The sequence below is a fragment of the Paenibacillus sp. FSL R5-0810 genome (assembly GCF_038002285.1).
Classification (GTDB): Bacteria; Bacillota; Bacilli; order Paenibacillales; family Paenibacillaceae; genus Paenibacillus_AQ; species Paenibacillus_AQ lactis.
Genome location: NZ_JBBOCF010000001.1, coordinates 1,582,857 through 1,604,259, shown reverse-complemented (window position 1 = coordinate 1,604,259; position 21,403 = coordinate 1,582,857). Strand labels below are relative to the sequence as shown.

The window sequence follows — 21,403 nt, the reverse complement described above, 5'->3', positions numbered from 1 at the left end:
ATGTCTTGAGAGGAGTTTATTTCGTTGAGCGTATTAGAATCCGGTTCAAGAAAAAGCATTCTTCCCTACGGAAAGCTGCCGCTCTTGTTCACGCAAAATGTCGGTCAATTCGACCCAAACACGCTTTATTTCGCGCAAGATTCGGGATTGCGCGGTTCATTCGAGGCGGATCGAATCTTGCTGACGCTCTACAAGTCCGATTCCACGGAAGCGGAGCGAACGATGAGCGGCGTCGTATTGGCGTGGCGTTTCGAATCCCCAGGGAAGACATCCAGGCTTGAAGGGATGTCAAAGGATGAGGGCAAGTTTCATTATTTTCGCGGCAATGATCCAAAGCGTCATATTACGCATGTCGATACGTATCGGGGAGTGGCATACCGGGAGCTATGGCCAGGTATCGACGCCGTGATCCAAGGAAGTGGCGGAAAGCTCAAATTTGACTGGCTGCTAAGTCCGGGTGCGCGGGTGGAGGATATTCAGCTGGTATGCAGCGGCTCAGACGAGGTTCAACTCGACGAGGAAGGCAATCTGCTCTTGATCACGCCTTATGGTACGCTTATTGATCAGAAACCCATCGCCTACCAGGAAGTAGACGGCGTACGTAAGGAATTGGGGTGCCGATATGTCGTGGAATCCGGACAGGAAGGCAGGAGTCGGATCGGGTTCGAAATGATCGAAGCGTATGACCGTGAACTTCCCTTGGTCATTGATCCGGTCATCTTGTATTCGACTTATCTTGGCGGATCGGACATTGACGATGGCATGGACATTGTGGTCGATGAATTCGAGCAGGCTTATGTGACTGGGACTACAGCCTCGGCCGATTTCCCCGTGACACCAGGGGCTTTCCAGGTGTCGTTTCAAGGAACGGATGACGTCTTTGTCAGCAAGATCGATGCTTCGGGAACATTTTTAATCTATTCTACCTTCATCGGAGGAAGTGCTTCGGATACGGGCAGAAGCATTGCCATTGACTTCGCCGGGAATGCTTACATTACCGGCACCACTTTTTCCAGCGATTATCCGACAACCCCCGGTGCTTTTCAAACCACGGCCGTATTCACTAGCAGTAATGCGTTTGTAACCAAATTAAGCCCTGATGGCGGATCGCTCGTATATTCCACCTATTTGGGAGGCTCCGCAGAAGATACAGGATTCGACATTGCCATCGATACTTCTGACAACGCGTATGTGACCGGTCACACGATGTCAAGCGATTTCCCGGTGACCCCGGGTGCTCTTAGAACTATCAAACCCATTTCACCAACTTCGTTCGTAACAAAATTGAATGCCGATGGAACGGGGTTGATATACTCGACCTACTTGGGGGGAGACTTGGGAACAACTGACACCTTCGGTATTGCCGTGGACGACTTCGGCAATGCTTACCTCGCCGGTCAGACGGTAGCCTCGGATTTCCCGACAACGCCTGGGGCGTTTCAAACAAGCACTCAAGGCGATGTCGACGGATTTGTCGTGAAGCTCAACCCAACGGGAACCGCGCTCGTATATGGAACTTTCCTGGGCGGCAGTTTGAGCGATGTTGTGCGTGATATTACGATCGATACGGCGGGTAATGCTTATGTTACCGGATTATCGGCCTCTCCCGATTTTCCGACGACGTCCGGATCGTTTGTCACGCCTCTAGGGACTGCCTGGGCTTTCGTTACAAAACTGAACCCCACGGGAACCGGTCTCATCTATTCCGCGCTGATCGGGGGGGAACGGCTCCAATACGGGCCTTGCCATCACCATTAATTCGGCGCGCAGTGCTATGATTACGGGACAAACAACGTCTACGGATTATCCATTGACCGGTGACGCGATTCAATTCTCCCTCTTCGGCACCACCGACGCTTTCGTCACGGTTCTCGATCCTACCGGCTCGTTTCTTGAATTTTCCACCTATTTGGGTGGCAGCTCGACCGACATCGGCAACGGAATAGCCGTGGACTTGAATAATCAGATTTATATTACCGGCCAAACGTTCTCCTTCGACTATCCGGTGTCTTCCTTCACCTTACAACCTTTCCTCAACGGGGTGAGTGATGCGTTTATTACAAAGCTCGGGGAGCAAGCTACTATATTTGTTAATAAATTCGCCACCCGATTCGAAGTTCGCCCGGGAGAAGTAGTCGAATTTATTATAGAGGTCATAAATGAAAGCAGCATTCCGCTTACCAATGTATTCATTGAAGATCCGTTCCTTGGTTTTTTTCATATACTTCCTGTTCTCAATCCGTTTGAAGCGTTCGTCATTCCTCTCCCCTTCTTTGTTCCAGATCAGTTTCCTCCGGGCTTTATCATTAACGAAGTGTTCGTTAGAGCAGATCAAGTACGGGACCCGGTCATTGCAAAAGCTGAAATCTTCGTTACGGAAAATCCCATACTCGAAGCAACGAAAACAGTGAATCCATCTTCGGCCGCTCCCGGTGAAACCGTCGTGTTTACCATTACGCTTACCAATTTTGGGAATGTGGATTTGTTTAACGTCCGGATCGTCGATCCGCTGCTAGGACTGGATCAATTGATTGGCACGCTCCCTGTAGGCTCCAGTTTCACGATTGATTGGCCTTTCGTAATTCCTCCCGGACAGCCGGCTGGTTTGTCGATTGCAAATCGGACCGAGATTACGGCCGATAATCTGCCAACACCGCAAACGGTGGGAACCGTGGTTGAGGTGCTTCCTGCGCCGCGGCTCAGTCTGGTGAAATCCGCGGACCGTATATCGGTATTACCTGGTGAAACCATTCAATTCTCGTTTGAAGTTACCAATACGGGAAATACCGACTTGAACAATATCATCATTACCGATGATACGATCGTTAGCGAGATCCAGGTGCCAAGTCTCGCCATTGGTGAGACCCAAGTGCTTACGGTACCGTTTCTCGTACCGCTGGAGACACCTTCACAGACCTACACCAATACGGCGATGGCCACCAGTGATCAGGCACCAAGCGTCACATCGAGCTTTGACGTACTGGTCGTTGAAGCGCCGCAGCTCGGCGTACGAAAGATCCCTTCCGTGACTTCCGTCATGCCGGGCCAGACGTTCCAATACTCGATTGTCATCGATAATATCGGCAATGTCCCTCTAACCAGTATTGTCCTTGAGGACCCATCGCTCGGCTTTGCCGAGACGATCGAAAGTTTCGCCATCGGCGAACGACGCGAGTTTATTATTCCTTTTACGGTCCCGCTGGATGCTGAGCCGGGATCAAATATCATGAACGAGCTCACCGTTCAATCCACGCAAACCGGATCGCAGCAAGTCTTGGCAACCGTTACGGTAACGGCAATTGGGCTTGCGCTCACCAAGACGGCAGATCTTGCCGTTGCGGCACCGGGCGATACGGTTGTGTTTACCCTTACGGTGACAAATACCCTTACCGAGCCACAGACCAATGTCGTCCTGAGCGATCCGCTGCTTGGCCTAAGCGAGACGATACCCCTCATTCCTGCTGGCGGAACGATTACCCGGACGGGTTCCTTTACGATACCCGCTGATGCTGCGAACGGAAGCGTAATTACGAACAGCTTTACGGCCGTTTCAGACCAGACACCGCTGCAAACCGCTGAAGCCGAGGTTGTCGTTGTATCCATACCCGGCGCCACGACGACACTGACGGTAACCAAGCTGCCGGACCGCAGTGTAGCCGCAACGGGTGAAACGGTAACCTATACGGTTGAAGTAACGAACACCGGCAGCAATCCTGCAACCAGCGTTACCGTCGTCGATTCCTTGACCGGAACCGTGGTCGTGATCCCAGTCATTGCGCCGGGAGCAACAGAAGTCGTGATGTTTACTTTCCAAATACCGACAAACGCACTCCAGGGGACCGTATTTGCGAACCGCGTCACCGTGAGCTGGCCGGAAAATCCGGTGTCCTCTCCGATATTTAGCGAAACGCGCGTTGTAGTAGCTCTGCCTTCCACGCTAGTTGACATTAACGTCGTAGCCGATCCGCCTACAGCCAGTCCGGGATCAGTAGTTAATAAAACGATCAGAGTTACAAACGTATCGAATGTAACGTTGACGGATGTTCCAAACCGAACGTTGACGGATGTGCGCGTTATTGATTTTCTCCTGGGTTTCAATGTCGTTATCCCATCCTTGGGACCGGGTGAAACGCGGGTCTTTACGCTTCCGTTTACGATTCCTGCGACCTCTGTGGGAGGCGAGATCTTCCAGAACAACGTTGTTCTTTTCTCGAACCAATCTCCGCTGCAGACGGCATCGGTCGATATCGTAACCGAGCTGCTGCCGAATGTCATATTAACCGAAACGGTGGACCGTCCGATAGGAAGACCGGGTGAACTCGTCCATTTCTTCATCTTCTTTCAAAATACGGGAAATGTGGTCCTTCGAAATGTCGTAGTGACCGCACCGCTCTTCAACCTTCAGGTACGACTCGAGCAACTGGACATCGGTGCAGATGAAAATATTCGTATTCCGTTTATTTTGCCGGATGTTGAAGAAGATACTATTATAACAAGCCCGGTAACTTTGACTTCGGACAATGGACCGACAAGGAATGCATCGGCGCTCGTCCGGGTTATTGCTGAGGAAGAGGAATAAGCTCGCCCAAAGCGTCCAGCAGCTCTTCTCCCTCTGAGTCATATAGATGAGTTGGATACCTTACTAACGATTCTGAGTGCTCACTCATTGCTAACGATGTAAGCTCTTGACTCACACGAGATAAGGGCTTACATCGTTATAGCTAATATAACCCCCGGTACACGCGAAGCTTCGGGAGCACGCAATTATTGGCTTTTACATAAAGTCGGGCAAATATCATTGGTACAGGGCACGAGGGCTTGTACGAAGAAGCCGGCTCAATTGCTTAAAACGGTGGGATGTCGCGTTGAGCGGCTCTGCTCTTCATCATGCATCCATTTTTGAATCCTCTTCGTCTCGGCGAACCCATACAGCTAAATAATTCTCTCTAATAAATCCCCCACTTTTTCTGCCATTATCCGCGGTGGATAGGGCATCTTATTCTTGATCCACCATTCCACAACGCCAACATAAGCATTCGCTGCAAATTCAACAACGACATCTTCATTTTGACCAAGATTTTTACCTTTGGTGATATCCACGTCTTTTTTGAACTCCTCGATATGATGTTGAACAAACCGGCTGCGAAAATAACGGGCTCCTTCACTCGCCAGCATCGTTGAAAAGAATAAATAATTTCGTTCAAGATATTCCATGCAGTGAACCGTTCCTTCAATCCAATCCAAATCGGCTTCCGCTTCGCAAATATCGCTCATATTCTTGATGTGTTCTTCGATGACCTTATCCAGCAAATCAAATTTGTCCATATAATGAAGATAAACCGTCGCACGGTTAATATTTGCCCGGTCCGAGATCTCCTGAATCGTAATGCTGTCGAAATCCTTTTCGGCCATCAATTCAAGAAATGCTTTTTTAATGGCTTCTTGAGTTCTAATAATTCTCCGATCCACCTTCGCCATGTATACCACCTCATACTTTTCAAAAGATCATCGACAATTTTTATGAATTTGTTGTTTAAACAATAAAATCGATAAAATTAACGATTTATATGTCTTGTTTTCAACATTCGTATATTTTAAATTATAGACAGATGTCGTGAATACATCAATCGTCGTGGTTTTTACTGATCAAGAAGAGGTTCAACATGTTATACCATAGGAGGTTTTATTCATGATTACTGCTAAAGCAAGAGCTGTAGATGGACCAGATAAACCGTTTCGAGCTGCTGAAATCCAAAGACGAGATCTTGATTCGCATGATGTGCTGATTGAAATCAAATATGCCGGCATCTGCCATTCTGACATCCATACGGCTCACGGTGAATGGGGACCTGTAAACTATCCGCTCGTTCCTGGACACGAGATCGCGGGAATTGTCACGGGTGTAGGCGCAGAGGTTACAAAATACAAGGTTGGCGACCGGGTTGGGGTTGGATGCATGGTGGATTCCTGCGGCGAATGTGAGAACTGCCGTAAAGGAGAAGAACAATACTGTCTTAAAGGAAATATCCCCACCTACGCCGGCGTTGATAAATACGGCGAGCCAACACAAGGCGGATATTCTACCCACATTGTTGTTACTGAGAACTTTGTAGTCAGAATCCCGGATAACATTGAGCTTGATGTGGCTGCCCCATTGCTTTGTGCAGGGATCACGACTTATTCGCCGCTCAACCACTGGGGTGCTGGTCCAGGTAAGAAGGTAGCTGTACTTGGTATGGGCGGTCTCGGCCATATGGCTGTCCAAATTGCTCATGCCATGGGTGCCGATGTCACCGTTCTGTCGCAATCCTTAAAGAAAAAAGAGGATGGGTTGCAATTGGGGGCGGATCACTACTACGCCACTAGCGACCCGGAAACATTCGAGAAACTTGCGGGAACCTTCGATTTAATCATTAACACGGTGAGCGCAAAGATCGACATGGATGCCTATTTCTCATTGCTCACGCTTGACGGCACTTTGGTTAATGTTGGTGCACCGGGAGAACCGTTGTCGCTGAACGTAATGTCGCTCATCGGTCATCGCCGTTCGTTCGCGGGCTCAATGATTGGAGGTATTCAAGAGACTCAGGAAATGTTAGAGTTCTGTGCCAAGCATAACATTTCTCCTAAGATCGAAGTGATCTCAGCGGACCAAATTGATGAAGCCTACGAACGTGTATTAGCTTCAGACGTAAAGTATCGATTCGTCATTGACATTAGCACGATGTGAGAAATGGATGTGTTAACTTAACTCTCTCATATCCTTATTATTAAAAATGCCCCCAAGCTTCTTGGGGGCATTTTGTTTGAAGACAGGAGGTATTTAGAGACTTCAATGTTGCAACGTTCTTGGTACGCAGCATTTTCGTACCTTCCATGTTTAAAAACGGCCAGCCCCATTTGGTGACCAGCCATTCATACCTGCTTATACCCCAATTACCGCCAAAAATGAAGCGCTGTCCATCGCCCTGCTTTCTCGGCATTTATCATTTATTATATAATCGCATTTGAGGTAAAGTTTAATCCAAATCCGATAGGATTTTATACTGAATCAAGATCGTTATACACTTCAATCCGGACGCGGATCAAATTCTTTACACACCGCTCTAACTATTATTGCATCATCCCTGCGAGGAGGACGATTATGGACATTCCCAAGGGTACTTACGGCTTTCGGTTCGCCGAAGATAAGGAGCTCCAGTTGTGCGTATTATTTGCTGCCGGCTATGATTCGATCACAACTTCTTCTTATCGCTGGGACGGACTTGAGCGGGCCGATGGCCCTCTCCTGCTGTTCCAATATACCCTCTCTGGCGAAGGCGTATATGAATCCGGGAACCGGACGCACCGCGTCACCGCCGGACAGGCTTTTCTCGCCGAAATTCCGGGCCCCCATCGCTACTATTACCCCGCGGAGTCGAACGAGCCTTGGGAATTCATCTTCTTGCTGTTCCGGCCCAATCTCATTCTCCCCCATTGGCGCAGATTCCTGCGCGAGGCCGGGGAAGTCCCTTATCTGCCTGTAGATAGTGCGCCAGTCCGCTTATCTCGAATCATTGTGGCCGATGCGGGAGCAGGCCGAATCTCCGATCCCCTGATCGCGTCGTCTTGCGTCTATCAGTTTATGACAGAACTGACCAGAATGCACGTCACAACGCTGCGGAACCGGGAGAACTGGCCGGAGAACGTAAGGCGCGCAGCTGAATTCATCGAGCTCAACTATTCACGGATGATCAGCATCGACCAGCTTTCTGAGCATGTATCCCTATCCAAATACCATTTGATCCGCCGGTTTTCCGCAAGCACGGGCATGACGCCCGGCGCTTACTTAACTCGTATCCGCACCGAAAAAGCCATGGAGCTGCTTCGGGGAACCGGCCTTAGCCTGGAGACCATCGCCGAGCGGATTGGTTATTCCAGCGGTAGTTATTTCATTAAATCGTTTCGCAACTTGACGGGGCTCACGCCGGGAGAATTTCGAAGCGGAGTCGACAGCCTTGCTTATCGTAAGCTGTTCTTCGATTAACCGCAATATTCTGCTATCGAGTCTTCAAAATTACTATAGATGTGGCTAGGCTCCTTTATTATGATGAACATGGAAAGAGCAATAATGAATCAGTAAAGGAGCTTGGACATGGATCATAAGCTTGCAGCACCTACACCGCCGCTTGGCTGGAACAGTTGGGACTGCTACGGCGCGGCCGTAACGGAAGACGAGATTCGAGGCAATGCGGAATACATGGCGAAGCATCTAAAGGCATTCGGCTGGAGCTACATCACCGTTGATATCCAGTGGTACGAGCCCTATGCGAATTCTTCGCAGTACCGTCCGTTTGTTCCGCTCGTAATGGATGGATATTCCCGGCTCATGCCTGCCGAGAATCGGTTCCCCTCCGCTGCTGGCGGTCAAGGCTTCAAACCGTTAGCCGATTATGTACACAGTCTTGGACTGCAATTCGGCATTCACATCATGCGCGGCATTCCCCGGCAGGCTGTTCACGCGGCCGCTCCGATTCTGGGGACGACGGCAACGGCACGTGATATTGCGCATACGAATTCGATCTGCCCATGGAATACGGATATGTACGGCGTGGATGCCTCCAAGGAAGGAGCACAGGCCTACTACGATTCGCTCTTTGAATTGTATGCAGAATGGGGCGTAGACCTGGTGAAGGTTGACGATATCGCAGCTTCCAAACTGTACGATACCCATCAGCCGGAGATCGCCATGATCTCTAAAGCGATCGAGCGATGCGGCCGGCCTATGGTGCTTAGTCTATCCCCTGGCCCTGCTCCAGTGGAATATTCTCCGTTCTTCGCAGAGCATGCCAACATGTGGCGAATCACGGACGACTTCTGGGACCGGTGGCCGCTCTTGCTTGATATGTTTGACCGCTGCCGGGCATGGCAAGGCGTTCCTCAAGGTGGCTGCTGGCCGGACTGCGACATGCTGCCGCTCGGTCACATCGGCATTCGCTCGGTGGATGGCGGGGGATCAGACCGCTGGACCCGCTTCACGCGCGACGAACAGTTGACCATGATGTCGCTATGGAGCATTTTCCGCTCGCCACTTATATTCGGCGGCGAGTTGCGGGATTGCGACGACTGGACGTTGTCGCTGCTTACTAACCGAGAGGTTCTGCGCATGCACCGGGAGAGCCGCGGCGCGAAGGAAGCATTACGTGAGGGCGATCTCATAGTCTGGACATCCGAAGAGCCGGAGGGCTCCCGCTATGCGGCCGTATTCAACATTGGAGAGAATCCGCTGCCATTGAATCTGATCCTTGAACGGATCAGCCTGACGGGCGCCGCCTCAGGCACCGAGCTGTGGAGCGGAGCGCCAGCCGAGCTTGCGTCAGATGTGCTGCAGGCCACGGTGCCGCCACATGGGGTACGCCTTTATCGGTTCTTTTATTCATAGCATCACGACGTATTCTTCAATGAGCCAGACCGCGTTCACCGATAGCTTCATTGCGGTATCAGGCTGCTGATGTTCCGAAGTTATCCTTTCAATTTTTTAACCAAGAGATCCGTCCGCGATGAGACGGATCTCTTTTTATCCTCTAAGTCTCAACGATATTCAAAGCATAACTCCCGTCCTGTTGCTGATTTTATGGTCATCGTTAAGGTATGCACGAATCACGATGTCTTGATCGTGATTGCCGAATCCGGCTCCGTAGAGCGTCAATCCCCCTACATTAACCGCATGCTCATCCACCGCGAAGCGAAGTGTCCAGAACGGTTCCCACAGCTTGAGATCCCCCAGGGTCACCTCCGACATCCGTTCTTGATCCATGTACGTACCCGATGCATCAATCCGAATCGTCTTCAATAACCCGTATTGATTCACGTTTCGATGCCACCATTCAGGTGTAAATCTCCCCCGGGCCGCTCTTCCGAAATCAGCCGGACTCGTCCATGTGCCAAGGGAGATCCCGTTGAAGGTAAATTCAATATCCGATGGCCAATAATCTCTTAAGCCTGGAGCTTCCGAAGCAATCTCCATGGAGATTTCAATCGCTTCCGCGGTTTGATCAGCCAGCAAAAAGTTAGGCATTTTGTATTCTACAAAGCCCCAGCCAAACCACAGAATGGCGGCGTGTACCCGTTCGGGATCTAGAAAGTAGCGCGGATCGTCCCAAACTCCGATTTCTTTCTCGCGTGTACCTAGCCCGCAAGTCGGATGGACCTCAAAAGCGGTGTAATGACCGACTGAGATCCGCTGCTCTCTGATTCTCGCGGGCTCGCTGGCAAAAGGCAGCTCAATCTCGATGGTTTTTTGTTTGAGAAAACACATTTTGTGCGTCCCCCCGCCCTGCCGGACCCTCCGACTTCCGATGAGTCCGGCTTGTTCGAGTTTTCGGATATGCATGGTGACGATAGATGGACTGAGTTCCAATCGATTGGCAATATCCTTCACATTCATCTCGTGATCGGCAATGAGACTCATGATGCTCCATCTGACCTCGCTGGCTAAAGCTTCATACAACGGCATAAATTTCGGTTCCCCGTTTGCTTTGATGATCATCATAATCTCCTCACCGCTTCTATTGGATTCACATATATATTAATTTAATGGATTTAACATGCATCTTCAAACCGAATCCATTGCAAGACTTTAATCCATGGTGTTTAATTTCATTAGCTGCTCATCCTGTTAGATTTATATACATGTGAATTTATGAAAGAGGTGCCCCAATGAAATACAATAACCCGGTCATCAAAGGCTTCTATCCTGACCCCAGTGTATGCAAAGTTGAAGATACATATTATCTAGTATGCAGTTCCTTTCAATACTTCCCCGGTGTTCCGATTTTCGAGAGCAATGACCTGATCAACTGGAAGCAAATCGGTCATTGCCTAACCAGAGAGAGTCAAGTTCAGCTCGGCAAGGTAAGCAGTTCCGGCGGCGTCTTCGCCCCTACGATCCGGCATCACAACGGAAGATTCTATATGACCACGACCAACGACACTACACGTCAAAACTTCTATGTATGGACGGACGATATTTACGGTGAATGGTCCGAACCGATTCATGTAGATCAAGGGGGGATCGATCCCGATTTGTATTTTGAAGACGGAAAAGTGTTCTTTATGAGCAACGGGAAGGACGATAACGGGATTGGCGGAATCGTTCAGTGTGAAATTGATATTGAAACGGGCGACAAGCTGTCGCCAAGTCGTTCCATATGGCAAGGAACCGGCGGACGCTATTTGGAAAGCCCTCATATGTATAAAATAAACGGGCGGTATTACCTCATGGCGGCAGAAGGCGGTACAGAATACGGACATATGGTGACTTATGCGCGGGCTGATTCGATCTCCGGCCCGTTCGAAGCCTATCCGAACAATCCCGTATTGACCAATCGCAATCTGGGTGGTTATGAGCTGCAGGGAGTTGGCCATGGCGATCTGATACAAGATAACGACGGAAATTGGTGGATGCTCCACCTGGGTTTCCGTCAAATCGGCCAATGGCTTACCTATCATCATCTAGGCCGCGAAGTTTTCCTTACGCCGGTAACGTTTAGCGAGGATGGCTGGTTTACGGCAGGACATAACGGCACCGTCCTTACGAGTTTTGAAACCGATCGGATCTCCAGTCATGTCATCCAGCAGGAGAAAAAAACCTTTACGTTCGAGAACACGGATTGGAATCTGGACTGGTGCTTCCTCCGCCATCCTGCTGTTGAGAACTACCGGTTAGAATTCGATAAGGCACAGCTTAAAGGGACCGCATTGAGTTTGGATGTGCCGGAGTCCCCGACGTTTATCGGCATTCGTCAAAGAGACTTCAACGCTGAAATCTCATGCGATGTGCAGCTTACAAGCGGAGAAGCCGGCATCACGCTCTATATGGATGAACATCATCATTACGATTTAGCCTTAAGTAAAGAGGATAACGGTTATAAAGTGATCGAGCGGCTGAATATCGGTGATATTAAATCCATTGAAGCTCAAGTAGAGCTGGGGAATGTCAACCAAGCAACTTTGAAAATACGGGCAAGCCATGAGCGCTACAGCTTCTTCATTCACGCTAACGGCAGGGAGATACAATTAGGAACGGCGCAAACCAGATACCTTTCCTCTGAGGTTGCGGGAGGATTTACAGGCGTACTCATCGGTTTATATGCCTTTGGAGAAGGCTCCATGGCCGAATTTTCAAGGTTTACTTGTGATTATTTTTAAAAGCTCCACCTGATCGGTTTGTCTAGACAAATAGAGGGCCGGTTACTCAGGATTAACCTGGGTACCGGCTTTCATATTTACCATGGCTTATGAGTTCAAAGCTATCAAGCCAGACCAATATATTATCTACCAACCATTCCTAACAAGAGTTGTTATTTTGAATCAATTTCCCTAAATAAAAAAAGAACCCTTTTCAGGGTTGGATATTCAGTAATAAATGCGTGAAATTCTTACCTATTTTTAATTCGGGACCGTGTCGTAGACATATCGTACGCCGATTCAAGCGGAACCAAATGAACTAACGTCCTTATCATTTGATGAGGATCAAGCAGAGAGGCTGTTCTTCTTCCCCCGTCGCACCAAAAGCCATCCGATCCCGTTGACCAATATGAGCCCGAAAATCGTATTTCCCAAAGGCGCCCAACCGTCCTTCCCGGTCAACGTAACGCTCAGGACGACTTTTCCGATTAACGCTAGATTCAGAATGACCAAACCCATTTTCAAAGAATGCTTCCAAAATGCAGTACCAATCGCAACGACGAATGCCATCATTAACGTTAAAGTGATCACGGCCGTAACTGGATCGCTTAACAGCATCTTTTCATATTCCAAGACGGTTTGCATTTGCGGATTGATCGTATCCGGAGCCGGGAACCAAACCATGCTGCTCATCATCAGAATAAAAGTAATCAGGATCCCTTTCCAACTGCGTTTGTAAGCGTAAAAAGCCAGAATTACAAGGAAAATAGGGCGGATATACCAGCTTAGAGGGTTTAAGTGGCGCTGAAACGCCCAATCTAGCCATTCCTGGATCATCATGTTCTTATTCACCTTTCCACTTTTGTGTGTTTTGAATTAAAACCATTCAATACATTCATTTTATCCACAAAATTACATGACGTCAATATATTTTGAATGATTTTACTTGTTTTCATTCAAAACATTGCGTATGCTAAGCATGGAGGTGCACTAAGAATGAACGGATATCAAGCCCGTACAGAGATGAAAAAGGAACGTATTCGTAAAGCGGCGCTGGAGTTATTTAATAAATGGGGGGTCGAGAAGGTAAGTCTTGCCCAAATTGCCAAGCATGCGGAAGTGTCCCCTGTAACTATTTATAATTATTTCGGAACCAAGCCTCAGCTTGTGCGGCATGTAATCATAACGATGCTTGAAGAAGCGTGGCAGCAGCGCATCGTCTTGTTGCAAAGCAACCTGCCGTTTCATGAAAAAATTGAAAAGATGTTCTTCTCCACCACGGAGATGGCGGAAAACGTGGCACCTGAATTGCTGGAACCGTTACTTTCGAACAATCCAGAAATTGTAACTGCAGTGGAAAACATCTACCGGAAATATGAACCGGAGCTCATTAGCTTCATCGAATCCGGCCGGGATGAAGGTTACGTAAACCCGGGGGTCTCATCGGAAACGATCCTGTTGTACTTCACGATCCTGAAGGAGGTCAGCGCCAAAATCAAACGTTTCGACGGAAGCGAAGAAGCTGCACGACAGACGCGTGAATTGATGGAGATCGTATTTTATGGTTTCCTGGTCAAGCCCTCCTGCTGATATCCCGCCTGGAAATGGCTGGTCTTTTCATCTCGTCCTAAACGAAAAAATGACCGGCGGCTCGACCGGTCATTTCCCTTTAAACTCCGATGACAACATAAATCTCTGCATTCGTGCAAGAACCCGATTCTCGCCCATGACTTTCATCATTTCAAACAAATCAGGTGTATGGGTTCTATTGGTTAAAACGACCCTAATGACCATCGCGACATCACCAACATGCCCCTTGTACCGGTTAGGATCGCCTCTATATTGCTTCATGTCCTTTGCATATCCGAGTTCAGCAGCAAGCTCTTTCAAGGTTTCGAACCCATCCTTGTCATGATTAAACCTATGCGATTTGCTGAAACCTCGTACAATTTCTTTCGCAGCATCTATACTTATACTGGCAGGTAACTTATAGCCGCTCAAGACATCCTTTTCAAACCATTCGTCATAAAAGAAAGCAATTTTTATCTTTACATCTGACCACTTGGCATAATCTTTTCTTGGCTTCTCGATGGTTCGACCCATGTTTAGAATTTGAACGGTGTATTCCTGGTTCTTCTCGATTAATGTGTATAGCTCGGGATCAAATTCCTTAGACCAAGTGGACAAATGGTCAAACATTTGTTTACCCGTAAGCTTTGAGATCACATCCTTGCTGATATCGCTAAGTTTATTCATGTCTAACAAGGCACCGCTGGCATTCATTTTGTCCGTATCGATTGAAAAGTCTCTAAATGAGGCATGCGGGTTCCCCTTCCTCCATTCTTCAAAGTCAGAATTAATGAGAGTCATAAAGTATTCGCTTATTGCAAATCCGGGGTATCCTTGTTCTTGGTAATACGCAGAGGTACCATCAAGATCCTTACGTTTACTGAACTTCCGTTTAGAAGCTCCGACTTGCTTCATGATTGGAGCAATATGTCCATATTCCGGTGCTCTAAATCCCAGGGTTTCAAACAGCTGAATGTGGACAGGGACTGAGGAAAGCCATTCATCGCCCCGAATGACATGGGTTGTACCCATCAGATAATCATCGATGGCATGAGCAAAGTGATAGGTTGGTAAACCATCCGTTTTCATGATCACAATATCTTGCTCATTTTCGGGTAACTCTATCGGGCCTTTCACCAAATCATTGTACATGATCCTCCTGTCTAGTGAACCTGAAGATCGAAGCCGGAGCACAAACGATTTGCCCTTTACAATCTCCTCTTTGGCTTGCTCACAGGTGAGATCCCGATGTTTAGCCCAGCTGCCATAATATCCTGTTGTTACTTTTAACTTTTGCTGGGTTATTCTTATCTTTTGTAAATCACCCGGATCACAGAAGCAAGGATAAGCCAATCCATGCCGCACCAAGTGCTTCATAAAAACCTTATAAATTTGGATACGCTCGCTCTGTTTATAAGGTCCGTATGCCCCTTGATCGACACCTGAAAGATCAGGTCCCTCATCAAAATGAATCCCGAAGGATAACAATGAATGGATCATGTCTTCCACGCTGCCCTGTACTTCTCGTTTCTTATCGGTGTCTTCGATCCGCAGGATAAAAACTCCATTGCTTTGGTGAGCTAATCGTTCCGATATGAGAGCTGCGTAAAGCCCGCCAATATTCAATGAACCCGTTGGGCTCGGTGCAAAACGCGTCACCATAGCCGATGCAGGCAGATTTCTCGGCGGATATAGGGAGTCCATATCTGTTGGTAACTGCTTGACATCCGGAAACAACAGTTCTGCCATATTCTCATTTGACATCTTTTATCCCCCTCATGGTTCAATAAAAAAAAGCCCCTCATCCTGTTAAAGGACGAAAGGCTTTGCTTCCGCGTTACCACCTAAATTGGTTATACACCCGCTCATTATGCAGCAATCCATGATGTTGCCGCATATTTCGTTAACGGGAAATCCCCGATAGACCTACTCCCGTTATTTTCGGTCTACTGCTCCAAGGCTTCCTTCATTAAGCTCGAATACCCATTCTCACCGGCATGGGCTCTCTAAGATTCGAGGGATTAACTACTCTTCCTCTTCCCTGCATTTTACAATATGTGGATGTCATTGCTAATACAATAATTTATGATGACCACGTTGTCAAGAATCGATTCGAATCTGTGACCGTTAACTATGCACCTGCGAAAGAACTGAAGTATTTATTCGCTGACGGCCGATACATAAAGATTAATGCAGCAATTACAGAGGCCAAATGAACGATTCGACTTATTCCAAACAAAGTGGAGGATACCGTCATCCCCGTTAAGGCCGTATCCAGCGAATTTCCTTCCATTAACCATTGGATTGGGTCCATTAATAAGCTAACCGTTCCAATCCCCCCTAGAAGAATGGTTAAGACGATCCGGGCCCACTGTTTTCCTCGTTGCATTTTAACAATAACATATACGAGTGCGGCAAAAATAAGGCTTCTGATTCCCACTTGAATCATAATGCCCATCCCGGCTTCTGATCCGCTTGATAGCATTTGAGTCACAGCTATAGCCATCTCGAATACCCCCGCTCCAACTGCAACAAGCCACAACAAATAAGACTTTTTAATATCAGATGGAATCCTCTTATTCATCAATACACATTCCTTCCATTTGGTTGTTATCGTTATGTTACTTGAATGAGGGTTTACTGCAAAACCGCCTCAAGACGGATTGAGAGCTCAATCTACAGCATCATATTACGATCATGAATGAAATTAGCGGAGGAAAGGAAGTCGAATGTGTATCGTTTCCCATAAATACGAACGCCTGACTCTATTAAAGATGTATAATAGAACATCATATGGTAAAAGGATGTCTACTTCTATGCTACAGGTTCTGAATCAACACTTGAATCGGATTATGCCCCTGATTACACCCTCGAGCATTCTGCTTGGCGTGCTCTGCGGTAGCTGGCTCTCTCCTTATACCTTTCTGTCTCCGTGGCTGTTTGCTTTTATGACGTTTTCAGGCAGTATCAGCCTCAGCTTCCGGGATTTAGTCGGAGTTCTTCGCAAGCCGCTTCCTCTCTTTGTATGTCTGTTCATCTTGCATCTTGCCATGCCTCTTGTTGCTCTGGGACTCGGCCATATCGTTTATCCGACAGATGCATATACCATTACAGGAATGGTGCTGGCTGCCGCGATCCCCACGGGGATATCGAGCTTCGTCTGGGTGTCGATCTATCGCGGCAACATCGCGCTTACGCTGAGCATCATTCTGATTGATACACTGCTTGCGCCCTTTATCGTTCCGGGAATCATGTCACTTCTGCTCGGTACGAGCATTCATCTGGATTCGGCAGCCATGATGGGCAGCTTGTTCTGGATGATCGTGGTTCCCTCCCTCCTCGGCATGCTATTGAATGAATGGACCAAAGGTGCCATCGCACCGGTTTGGGGACCCAGGCTGAATCCCATCTCAAAGCTGTTCATGGCTATTGTGGTAGCCATAAACGGCTCCGTTGTTGCCCCTTATTTAAAGAATATTGACTGGCCCCTTGTCTTAATGGCCCTTGTCATTATTCTGCTAGCCGCCACAGGGTATCTGTTGTGTTATCTGAGCTCCCGCTTGCTGAGATGGAATAAAGTTGATCAGGTAGCTCTCATGTTCAACGGAGGGATGCGAAATATTAGCGCAGGAGCCGTACTGGCTGTTACCTATTTCCCTCCCCCAGTTGCAGTTCCGGTCATCTTTGGGATGATTTTTCAGCAAATGATGGCTTCGATGATTGGCTATCTGATTGGTCGCCGCTTGGAGCAGCGGCAAGGTTCCAATAAAGCGAATGCAGCTTAGGCGAACGGGTCGGACTCAGACCTAAGACATGAATCAAACCCTGTTCACATAAAATGATTCGAATTCAGCAACCGAGTCGAACTGATTCAAAGCCACACCTTCTATTCAAAGGTGATTCTCTAATTGTTCGATCATCTGCAGGACAGCTATTCGCAATGGTTCGAAATCTTTGGGATCCAGAAGCGCTGTGAGATCCTGATAGCCGAAGCGATGGTAAATTTTCCGATATTCGCCCAATTCGAACATACCCGGCCAGCGTCCTGTTTCGGCTGCGTACAACATGCGTGCCAAGCTATCCTGTATACTTGCAGCAACGAAAAATGCGGTTTCATAGTGGCCTTTTTCGCAAGCGGTAAGGAGTTTGTTAAGCATTTCTTTCTCCTCTTCGTAGTATCCCTTCATCCAAGCTTGGTATGAACGCAATCCTTTGAGTTTATTTCTTCGTTCTGTAATGAGATAAAGCGTGTCTAAAGTCAGTTTCTCGCAAGCAGACTTGATTTCCTCTATTGATTGGCTGAACATCATTGTATCAAGGTAGAGATCCAGTTCGTCTGGCTTAATTAGGAGGTCTCTGACTTGCTCGCGATAATGGCCCCACATGCGTGTATAGTAAGTTTTGGTTTAACAATGCAAGAGCTTTAAAAATGTTAGCGGCAATTTCATGTGCCAATATCCGACTAAAGGATAAATCCATGGCTTCACCGGCAAGCTGGAACTTCACAAGGCCAGTAAAACAATCACGCACGACACCCTCAGCCCTGTTAATGAATGTTAATGTGTTGGACGGCTCCCGCATAGAGGATATCGTCCTGCGCAGTTTCATGAACCTCGCAAGGTCTTCTTCTGAACGCACATACAATAGTTTACAATCCGCGATAATGGTCGTGCTCCAGTCTTCAGAGGTTGACATTCTTTCAGCACGATCCCATCCGATCGGCCAGAAATCAAAACTAATCCCGTCGATGATAAACTGTAATTCTACTTGTTTTCCTCTAGGTGTGGCCGGAATGAAGAAAAAGTCTAAATCCGACCGCTCTGTCGCCCTTCCCTGCAAATAGGATCCGTAATATCCGACAATCGCAACATCCTGCGGGTAATGGGTATTAATATGCTTGACGATGATATCGGCTACGGCAAAAACATCAACCATCTAATAACCTCCTTGTGTATCGTGTCCCCCAATCCAATCATGAAGCCTACCGTCTCATTTTTCTGAGCAAATCCATATCACCGCTTACAATCGCGCCTATATATTGATTGATGACCTCGATGTCGCAATCCCACCACTTGATCTCTAATAACTCTTGAATGACTTCGGTGGAATACCGCTTGCGAATTTCCCTTGCAGGATTCCCTCCAACGATCGTATAAGGCTCCACATCCTTTACAACGACAGCTTCTGCGGCAATGATAGCCCCGTCGCCGATCCGTACACCCGGCATGATCGTTGCCCGCCTTCCGATCCATACGTCATTTCCAATGACCGTATCTCCCTTGATCGGCAATTGATCTAAAGATGGAGTGAATGTCTCCCAACCGTTTCCGAAGATGTTAAATGGAAAGGTTGAACCATCCATCCGATGGTTTCCTCCATCCATCATAAATCGGGCTTCAGAAGCGATTGAGCAAAACTTGCCAATTATTAATTTCGTTCCAATGAACTCGTAATGGTACAATACTTGATCCTCGAAGGATTCACCGTTTAACGCATAGTAATAGGAATAATCCCCTGCGGTAATATTCGGTTTGGTAATCGTGTTCTTAATAAACTGGAGATTCTTATCCCCGGGTATTGGATATCTCTCATTTGGATTCGGTCCTGTCATGGTTACATCTTCCCTTCTCTTGTCAATTGATCCGGCTGGAACGCTAATATCTTTCACATCATAATCGGCCGCACAACAAAAAGCCCCCTTTCCGGTCATCGGATAGGAGGCACATATACAAACAAAAAGACGTCCTGCAAGCCAAAACAAGCAGTCGCTCTTTATGGTTATATAAAAAAGCCCGCACGAATCCTATCCCGAAAACCTGAAAACATAGTTTCCTTTGGTGGATAGGATTAGTAAATCATCGGCTTGTGGTCACCCTTTCTTTACTGAATAAGATAAATTTACCATACCCCTAAAGGTGAAATCAACTCCCTTTTTACCAATTGCGTTCCCCAGTCGTTAAACAATCGAGAAACCCAGATACCCTTGACTTACCTTACACAAGTTCGCTGTACCGTTTATCGGGCAAACACGTTCAGCACATTGCCGCTTTCATCTTCGATCATACGGATATTGTGATCATCAATGAGTTGAATGGTACCGTCCGGCTTTAAGGTTTCATGCCTCTCCAATAATCCATGGGCAATGGATTTACGAATCAATCCTTGATTTTTAAATATTAGCGTATACAGATCATATTCTTTGGTCTCTCGATTCGTGTATTCAATCGTTACAATAAGCAGACCCTTAGGAGTCCAATTGAAGTTTTGGGTAAGATTATGCGTATTCGCATTAATGTCTTTCATCCTAGCGGAATTATAGTTTTTTGATCCGTGTACGCATTCGTAATTTCCAGATCTCCTTTTGCTGCCCGAATCGTATAGCTGTATCCCATCTTGCCGCCGCCATAGAAGATATCCGCGTAATTATTGAGGCCCGTCACGGTTACTTTTCCCGTCTTGGCGTCCCGATTGGTCACTTCCCCATCCAAAGCTGCCGCGAGGAACCGAATCGGTACATAAAGGTGACTCATATACCGTACAGGTTCTCTGCCCATATCCACTTTACGACCATCGACTTCAGCAATGCTGCTTCCCATACGTATAGCAATGCGTTTTTGATCCGACTTGAGCACCACCGTATTGTCTGCATCCATCCCCGAATACAGATGTGCCATGCTGCCCAGCGAGTAAAAGCTTCCGTAAGTCACTCCGTCCTTTTGAAGCGTCTGAATACGCGAGGTACGACCATCTTCCCATTGCAGCTCCAGCACAACGTACTTGGAGGCAGCATGAGATTCTTGAGCTCCCATAGGCAAAAGCACGGAGATAAGAAATATAGCGGCAGCTGCATGTTTCCAGTGCTTCATCTTCACAGTGATCTCTCCCACTAATTGTATTTTTTATGGCTATAATAGAAACGCTTTTAGGTTCATAAAAGTTACTTGCATATCAAAAGCCATCATACAGAAGAATGACTTTTGGACGAAAATATAACGGGACAAAAAACACCATCGAAGCCATTGGGTTGTTGTTCGGGTTATGCGCTTGCGTTTTCGCTTATGTAAGTCCGGGAACCTCAGATGCCTATTTGGCCTTTCGATCCTCAGGTCTGAAATACCAGGAGACACCGGTTAGGATGAAAAGCAATAACGACTGATAGATCTCGCCAAATGAATCGCCTAATCCAATATGTGAAATGATGGCTCCTGACATTGTAAAGAAAAAACCGGCGTAAGCCCATTCTTTAAGCAGAGGAAATTTAGGGATTAAAATTGCAATCACGCCCAAAATTTTAGAAACGCCAAGGATAATGAGAAAATAGGAAGGGTAGCCTAAATGCTTCATCATCTCCACTTCGGCATCCATTTTCATGAGTTGAACAATCCCCGCTGAAAGCATTCCTAGTGCAAGCCAAGCGGTAGCAATCCAATAGATCATTTTATTTCTTTTGGTCATGCTCCTTGCGTTTGTTTTCTTACCAATCACCGTGTTCATCTGTTTCCTCCTCCATATCATGTGGTTCAACTTAACATACTCAAGAATCCAGTCAGCTCAAATGGATTGCTCTTATTAAGACACCATTTGGTGTCTGTTTGATTATAGGTCACCTTTTGGTGTCGTGTCAACGCCCTTTTTAAGCACCGAATGGGACGGGAAGGTCGGTCCG

General features: G+C 47.4%; 19 protein-coding genes and 1 other annotated feature. Of the genes, 8 read left to right on the top strand and 11 right to left on the bottom strand.

Features of this window, described 5'->3' with window-relative positions; genetic code table 11:
• The first annotated feature begins 24 nt into the window (after positions 1-24).
• Entirely contained in the window at positions 25-1,758 is a 1,734-nt protein-coding gene (locus tag MKX76_RS07230) for a DUF7948 domain-containing protein (RefSeq protein WP_210094839.1), read from the top strand.
• 16 nt (positions 1,759-1,774) lie between these two features.
• Positions 1,775-4,579 carry a DUF7507 domain-containing protein gene (locus MKX76_RS07225; protein ID WP_341033317.1) on the top strand — a complete coding sequence of 935 codons (2,805 nt, stop codon included), beginning with the start codon at positions 1,775-1,777 and terminating at the stop codon, positions 4,577-4,579.
• A gap of 353 nt (positions 4,580-4,932) precedes the next feature.
• Here MKX76_RS07225 and MKX76_RS07220 read toward each other — a convergent pair whose 3' ends face one another.
• A complete protein-coding gene (locus tag MKX76_RS07220; RefSeq protein ID WP_007128120.1) occupies positions 4,933-5,478 on the bottom strand; it encodes a TetR/AcrR family transcriptional regulator in 546 nt (181 codons plus the stop codon).
• A gap of 211 nt (positions 5,479-5,689) precedes the next feature.
• Between MKX76_RS07220 and MKX76_RS07215 the strand changes: the two genes are divergently transcribed.
• From MKX76_RS07215 to MKX76_RS07205, 3 genes are all read left to right on the top strand, one after another.
• Complete coding sequence (locus tag MKX76_RS07215; RefSeq protein ID WP_213615683.1) at positions 5,690-6,730, top strand: NAD(P)-dependent alcohol dehydrogenase; 1,041 nt, start codon at positions 5,690-5,692, stop codon at positions 6,728-6,730.
• 414 nt (positions 6,731-7,144) lie between these two features.
• Positions 7,145-8,026: a helix-turn-helix domain-containing protein gene (locus MKX76_RS07210; RefSeq protein WP_144872942.1), complete on the top strand. Its 882-nt coding sequence runs from the start codon at positions 7,145-7,147 to the stop codon at positions 8,024-8,026.
• Positions 8,027-8,134: 108 nt separating this feature from the next.
• Positions 8,135-9,421, top strand: a complete 1,287-nt coding sequence (locus tag MKX76_RS07205; protein WP_341033314.1) for a glycoside hydrolase family 27 protein — start codon at positions 8,135-8,137, stop codon at positions 9,419-9,421.
• A 159-nt stretch (positions 9,422-9,580) separates the two neighbouring features.
• Here the strand turns inward: MKX76_RS07205 and MKX76_RS07200 are convergent, their stop codons facing one another.
• The gene (locus tag MKX76_RS07200; protein ID WP_144872945.1) at positions 9,581-10,528 is read right to left on the bottom strand and encodes an ArsR/SmtB family transcription factor; all 948 of its coding nucleotides are present in this window, start codon (positions 10,526-10,528) and stop codon (positions 9,581-9,583) included.
• A gap of 170 nt (positions 10,529-10,698) precedes the next feature.
• Here MKX76_RS07200 and MKX76_RS07195 point away from each other — a divergent pair, with 170 nt between their 5' ends.
• Positions 10,699-12,189 (top strand): glycoside hydrolase family 43 protein, encoded by a 1,491-nt coding sequence (locus tag MKX76_RS07195; protein WP_213615687.1) that lies wholly within the window; start codon positions 10,699-10,701, stop codon positions 12,187-12,189.
• Positions 12,190-12,513: 324 nt separating this feature from the next.
• Here the strand turns inward: MKX76_RS07195 and MKX76_RS07190 are convergent, their stop codons facing one another.
• Positions 12,514-13,008, bottom strand: a complete 495-nt coding sequence (locus MKX76_RS07190; RefSeq protein ID WP_213615784.1) for a hypothetical protein — start codon at positions 13,006-13,008, stop codon at positions 12,514-12,516.
• Between the two features lie 156 nt (positions 13,009-13,164).
• Between MKX76_RS07190 and MKX76_RS07185 the strand changes: the two genes are divergently transcribed.
• Positions 13,165-13,758 carry a TetR/AcrR family transcriptional regulator gene (locus MKX76_RS07185; RefSeq protein ID WP_341033312.1) on the top strand — a complete coding sequence of 198 codons (594 nt, stop codon included), beginning with the start codon at positions 13,165-13,167 and terminating at the stop codon, positions 13,756-13,758.
• 69 nt (positions 13,759-13,827) lie between these two features.
• On the opposite strand, the gene gltX is transcribed toward MKX76_RS07185, so the two are convergent.
• Entirely contained in the window at positions 13,828-15,501 is a 1,674-nt protein-coding gene (gene gltX, locus MKX76_RS07180; RefSeq protein ID WP_213615689.1) for a glutamate--tRNA ligase, read from the bottom strand.
• A 45-nt stretch (positions 15,502-15,546) separates the two neighbouring features.
• Positions 15,547-15,788 (bottom strand) — a binding site (T-box leader).
• 80 nt (positions 15,789-15,868) lie between these two features.
• Entirely contained in the window at positions 15,869-16,321 is a 453-nt protein-coding gene (locus MKX76_RS07175) for a hypothetical protein (protein ID WP_007128130.1), read from the bottom strand.
• 232 nt (positions 16,322-16,553) lie between these two features.
• Here MKX76_RS07175 and MKX76_RS07170 point away from each other — a divergent pair, with 232 nt between their 5' ends.
• Positions 16,554-17,522, top strand: coding sequence for a bile acid:sodium symporter family protein (locus tag MKX76_RS07170; RefSeq protein WP_341033309.1), 969 nt, complete (start codon positions 16,554-16,556; stop codon positions 17,520-17,522).
• Between the two features lie 105 nt (positions 17,523-17,627).
• Here the strand turns inward: MKX76_RS07170 and MKX76_RS07165 are convergent, their stop codons facing one another.
• The 6 genes from MKX76_RS07165 to MKX76_RS07140 form a co-directional block, all read right to left on the bottom strand.
• Positions 17,628-18,047 (bottom strand): hypothetical protein, encoded by a 420-nt coding sequence (locus MKX76_RS07165; protein WP_341033307.1) that lies wholly within the window; start codon positions 18,045-18,047, stop codon positions 17,628-17,630.
• 31 nt (positions 18,048-18,078) lie between these two features.
• Entirely contained in the window at positions 18,079-18,672 is a 594-nt protein-coding gene (locus MKX76_RS07160; RefSeq protein WP_341033305.1) for a hypothetical protein, read from the bottom strand.
• A gap of 46 nt (positions 18,673-18,718) precedes the next feature.
• Positions 18,719-19,348 carry a streptogramin A O-acetyltransferase Vat(I) gene (gene vat(I), locus MKX76_RS07155; protein WP_341033304.1) on the bottom strand — a complete coding sequence of 210 codons (630 nt, stop codon included), beginning with the start codon at positions 19,346-19,348 and terminating at the stop codon, positions 18,719-18,721.
• Between the two features lie 404 nt (positions 19,349-19,752).
• A complete protein-coding gene (locus MKX76_RS07150) occupies positions 19,753-20,040 on the bottom strand; it encodes a hypothetical protein (RefSeq protein WP_341033303.1) in 288 nt (95 codons plus the stop codon).
• A complete protein-coding gene (locus tag MKX76_RS07145; protein ID WP_341033302.1) occupies positions 20,037-20,603 on the bottom strand; it encodes a copper amine oxidase N-terminal domain-containing protein in 567 nt (188 codons plus the stop codon). Before MKX76_RS07145 ends, MKX76_RS07150 begins: the two co-directional genes overlap by 4 nt.
• A 217-nt stretch (positions 20,604-20,820) precedes the next feature.
• A complete protein-coding gene (locus MKX76_RS07140; protein WP_007128135.1) occupies positions 20,821-21,231 on the bottom strand; it encodes a DoxX family protein in 411 nt (136 codons plus the stop codon).
• Between the last annotated feature and the right edge of the window lie 172 nt (positions 21,232-21,403).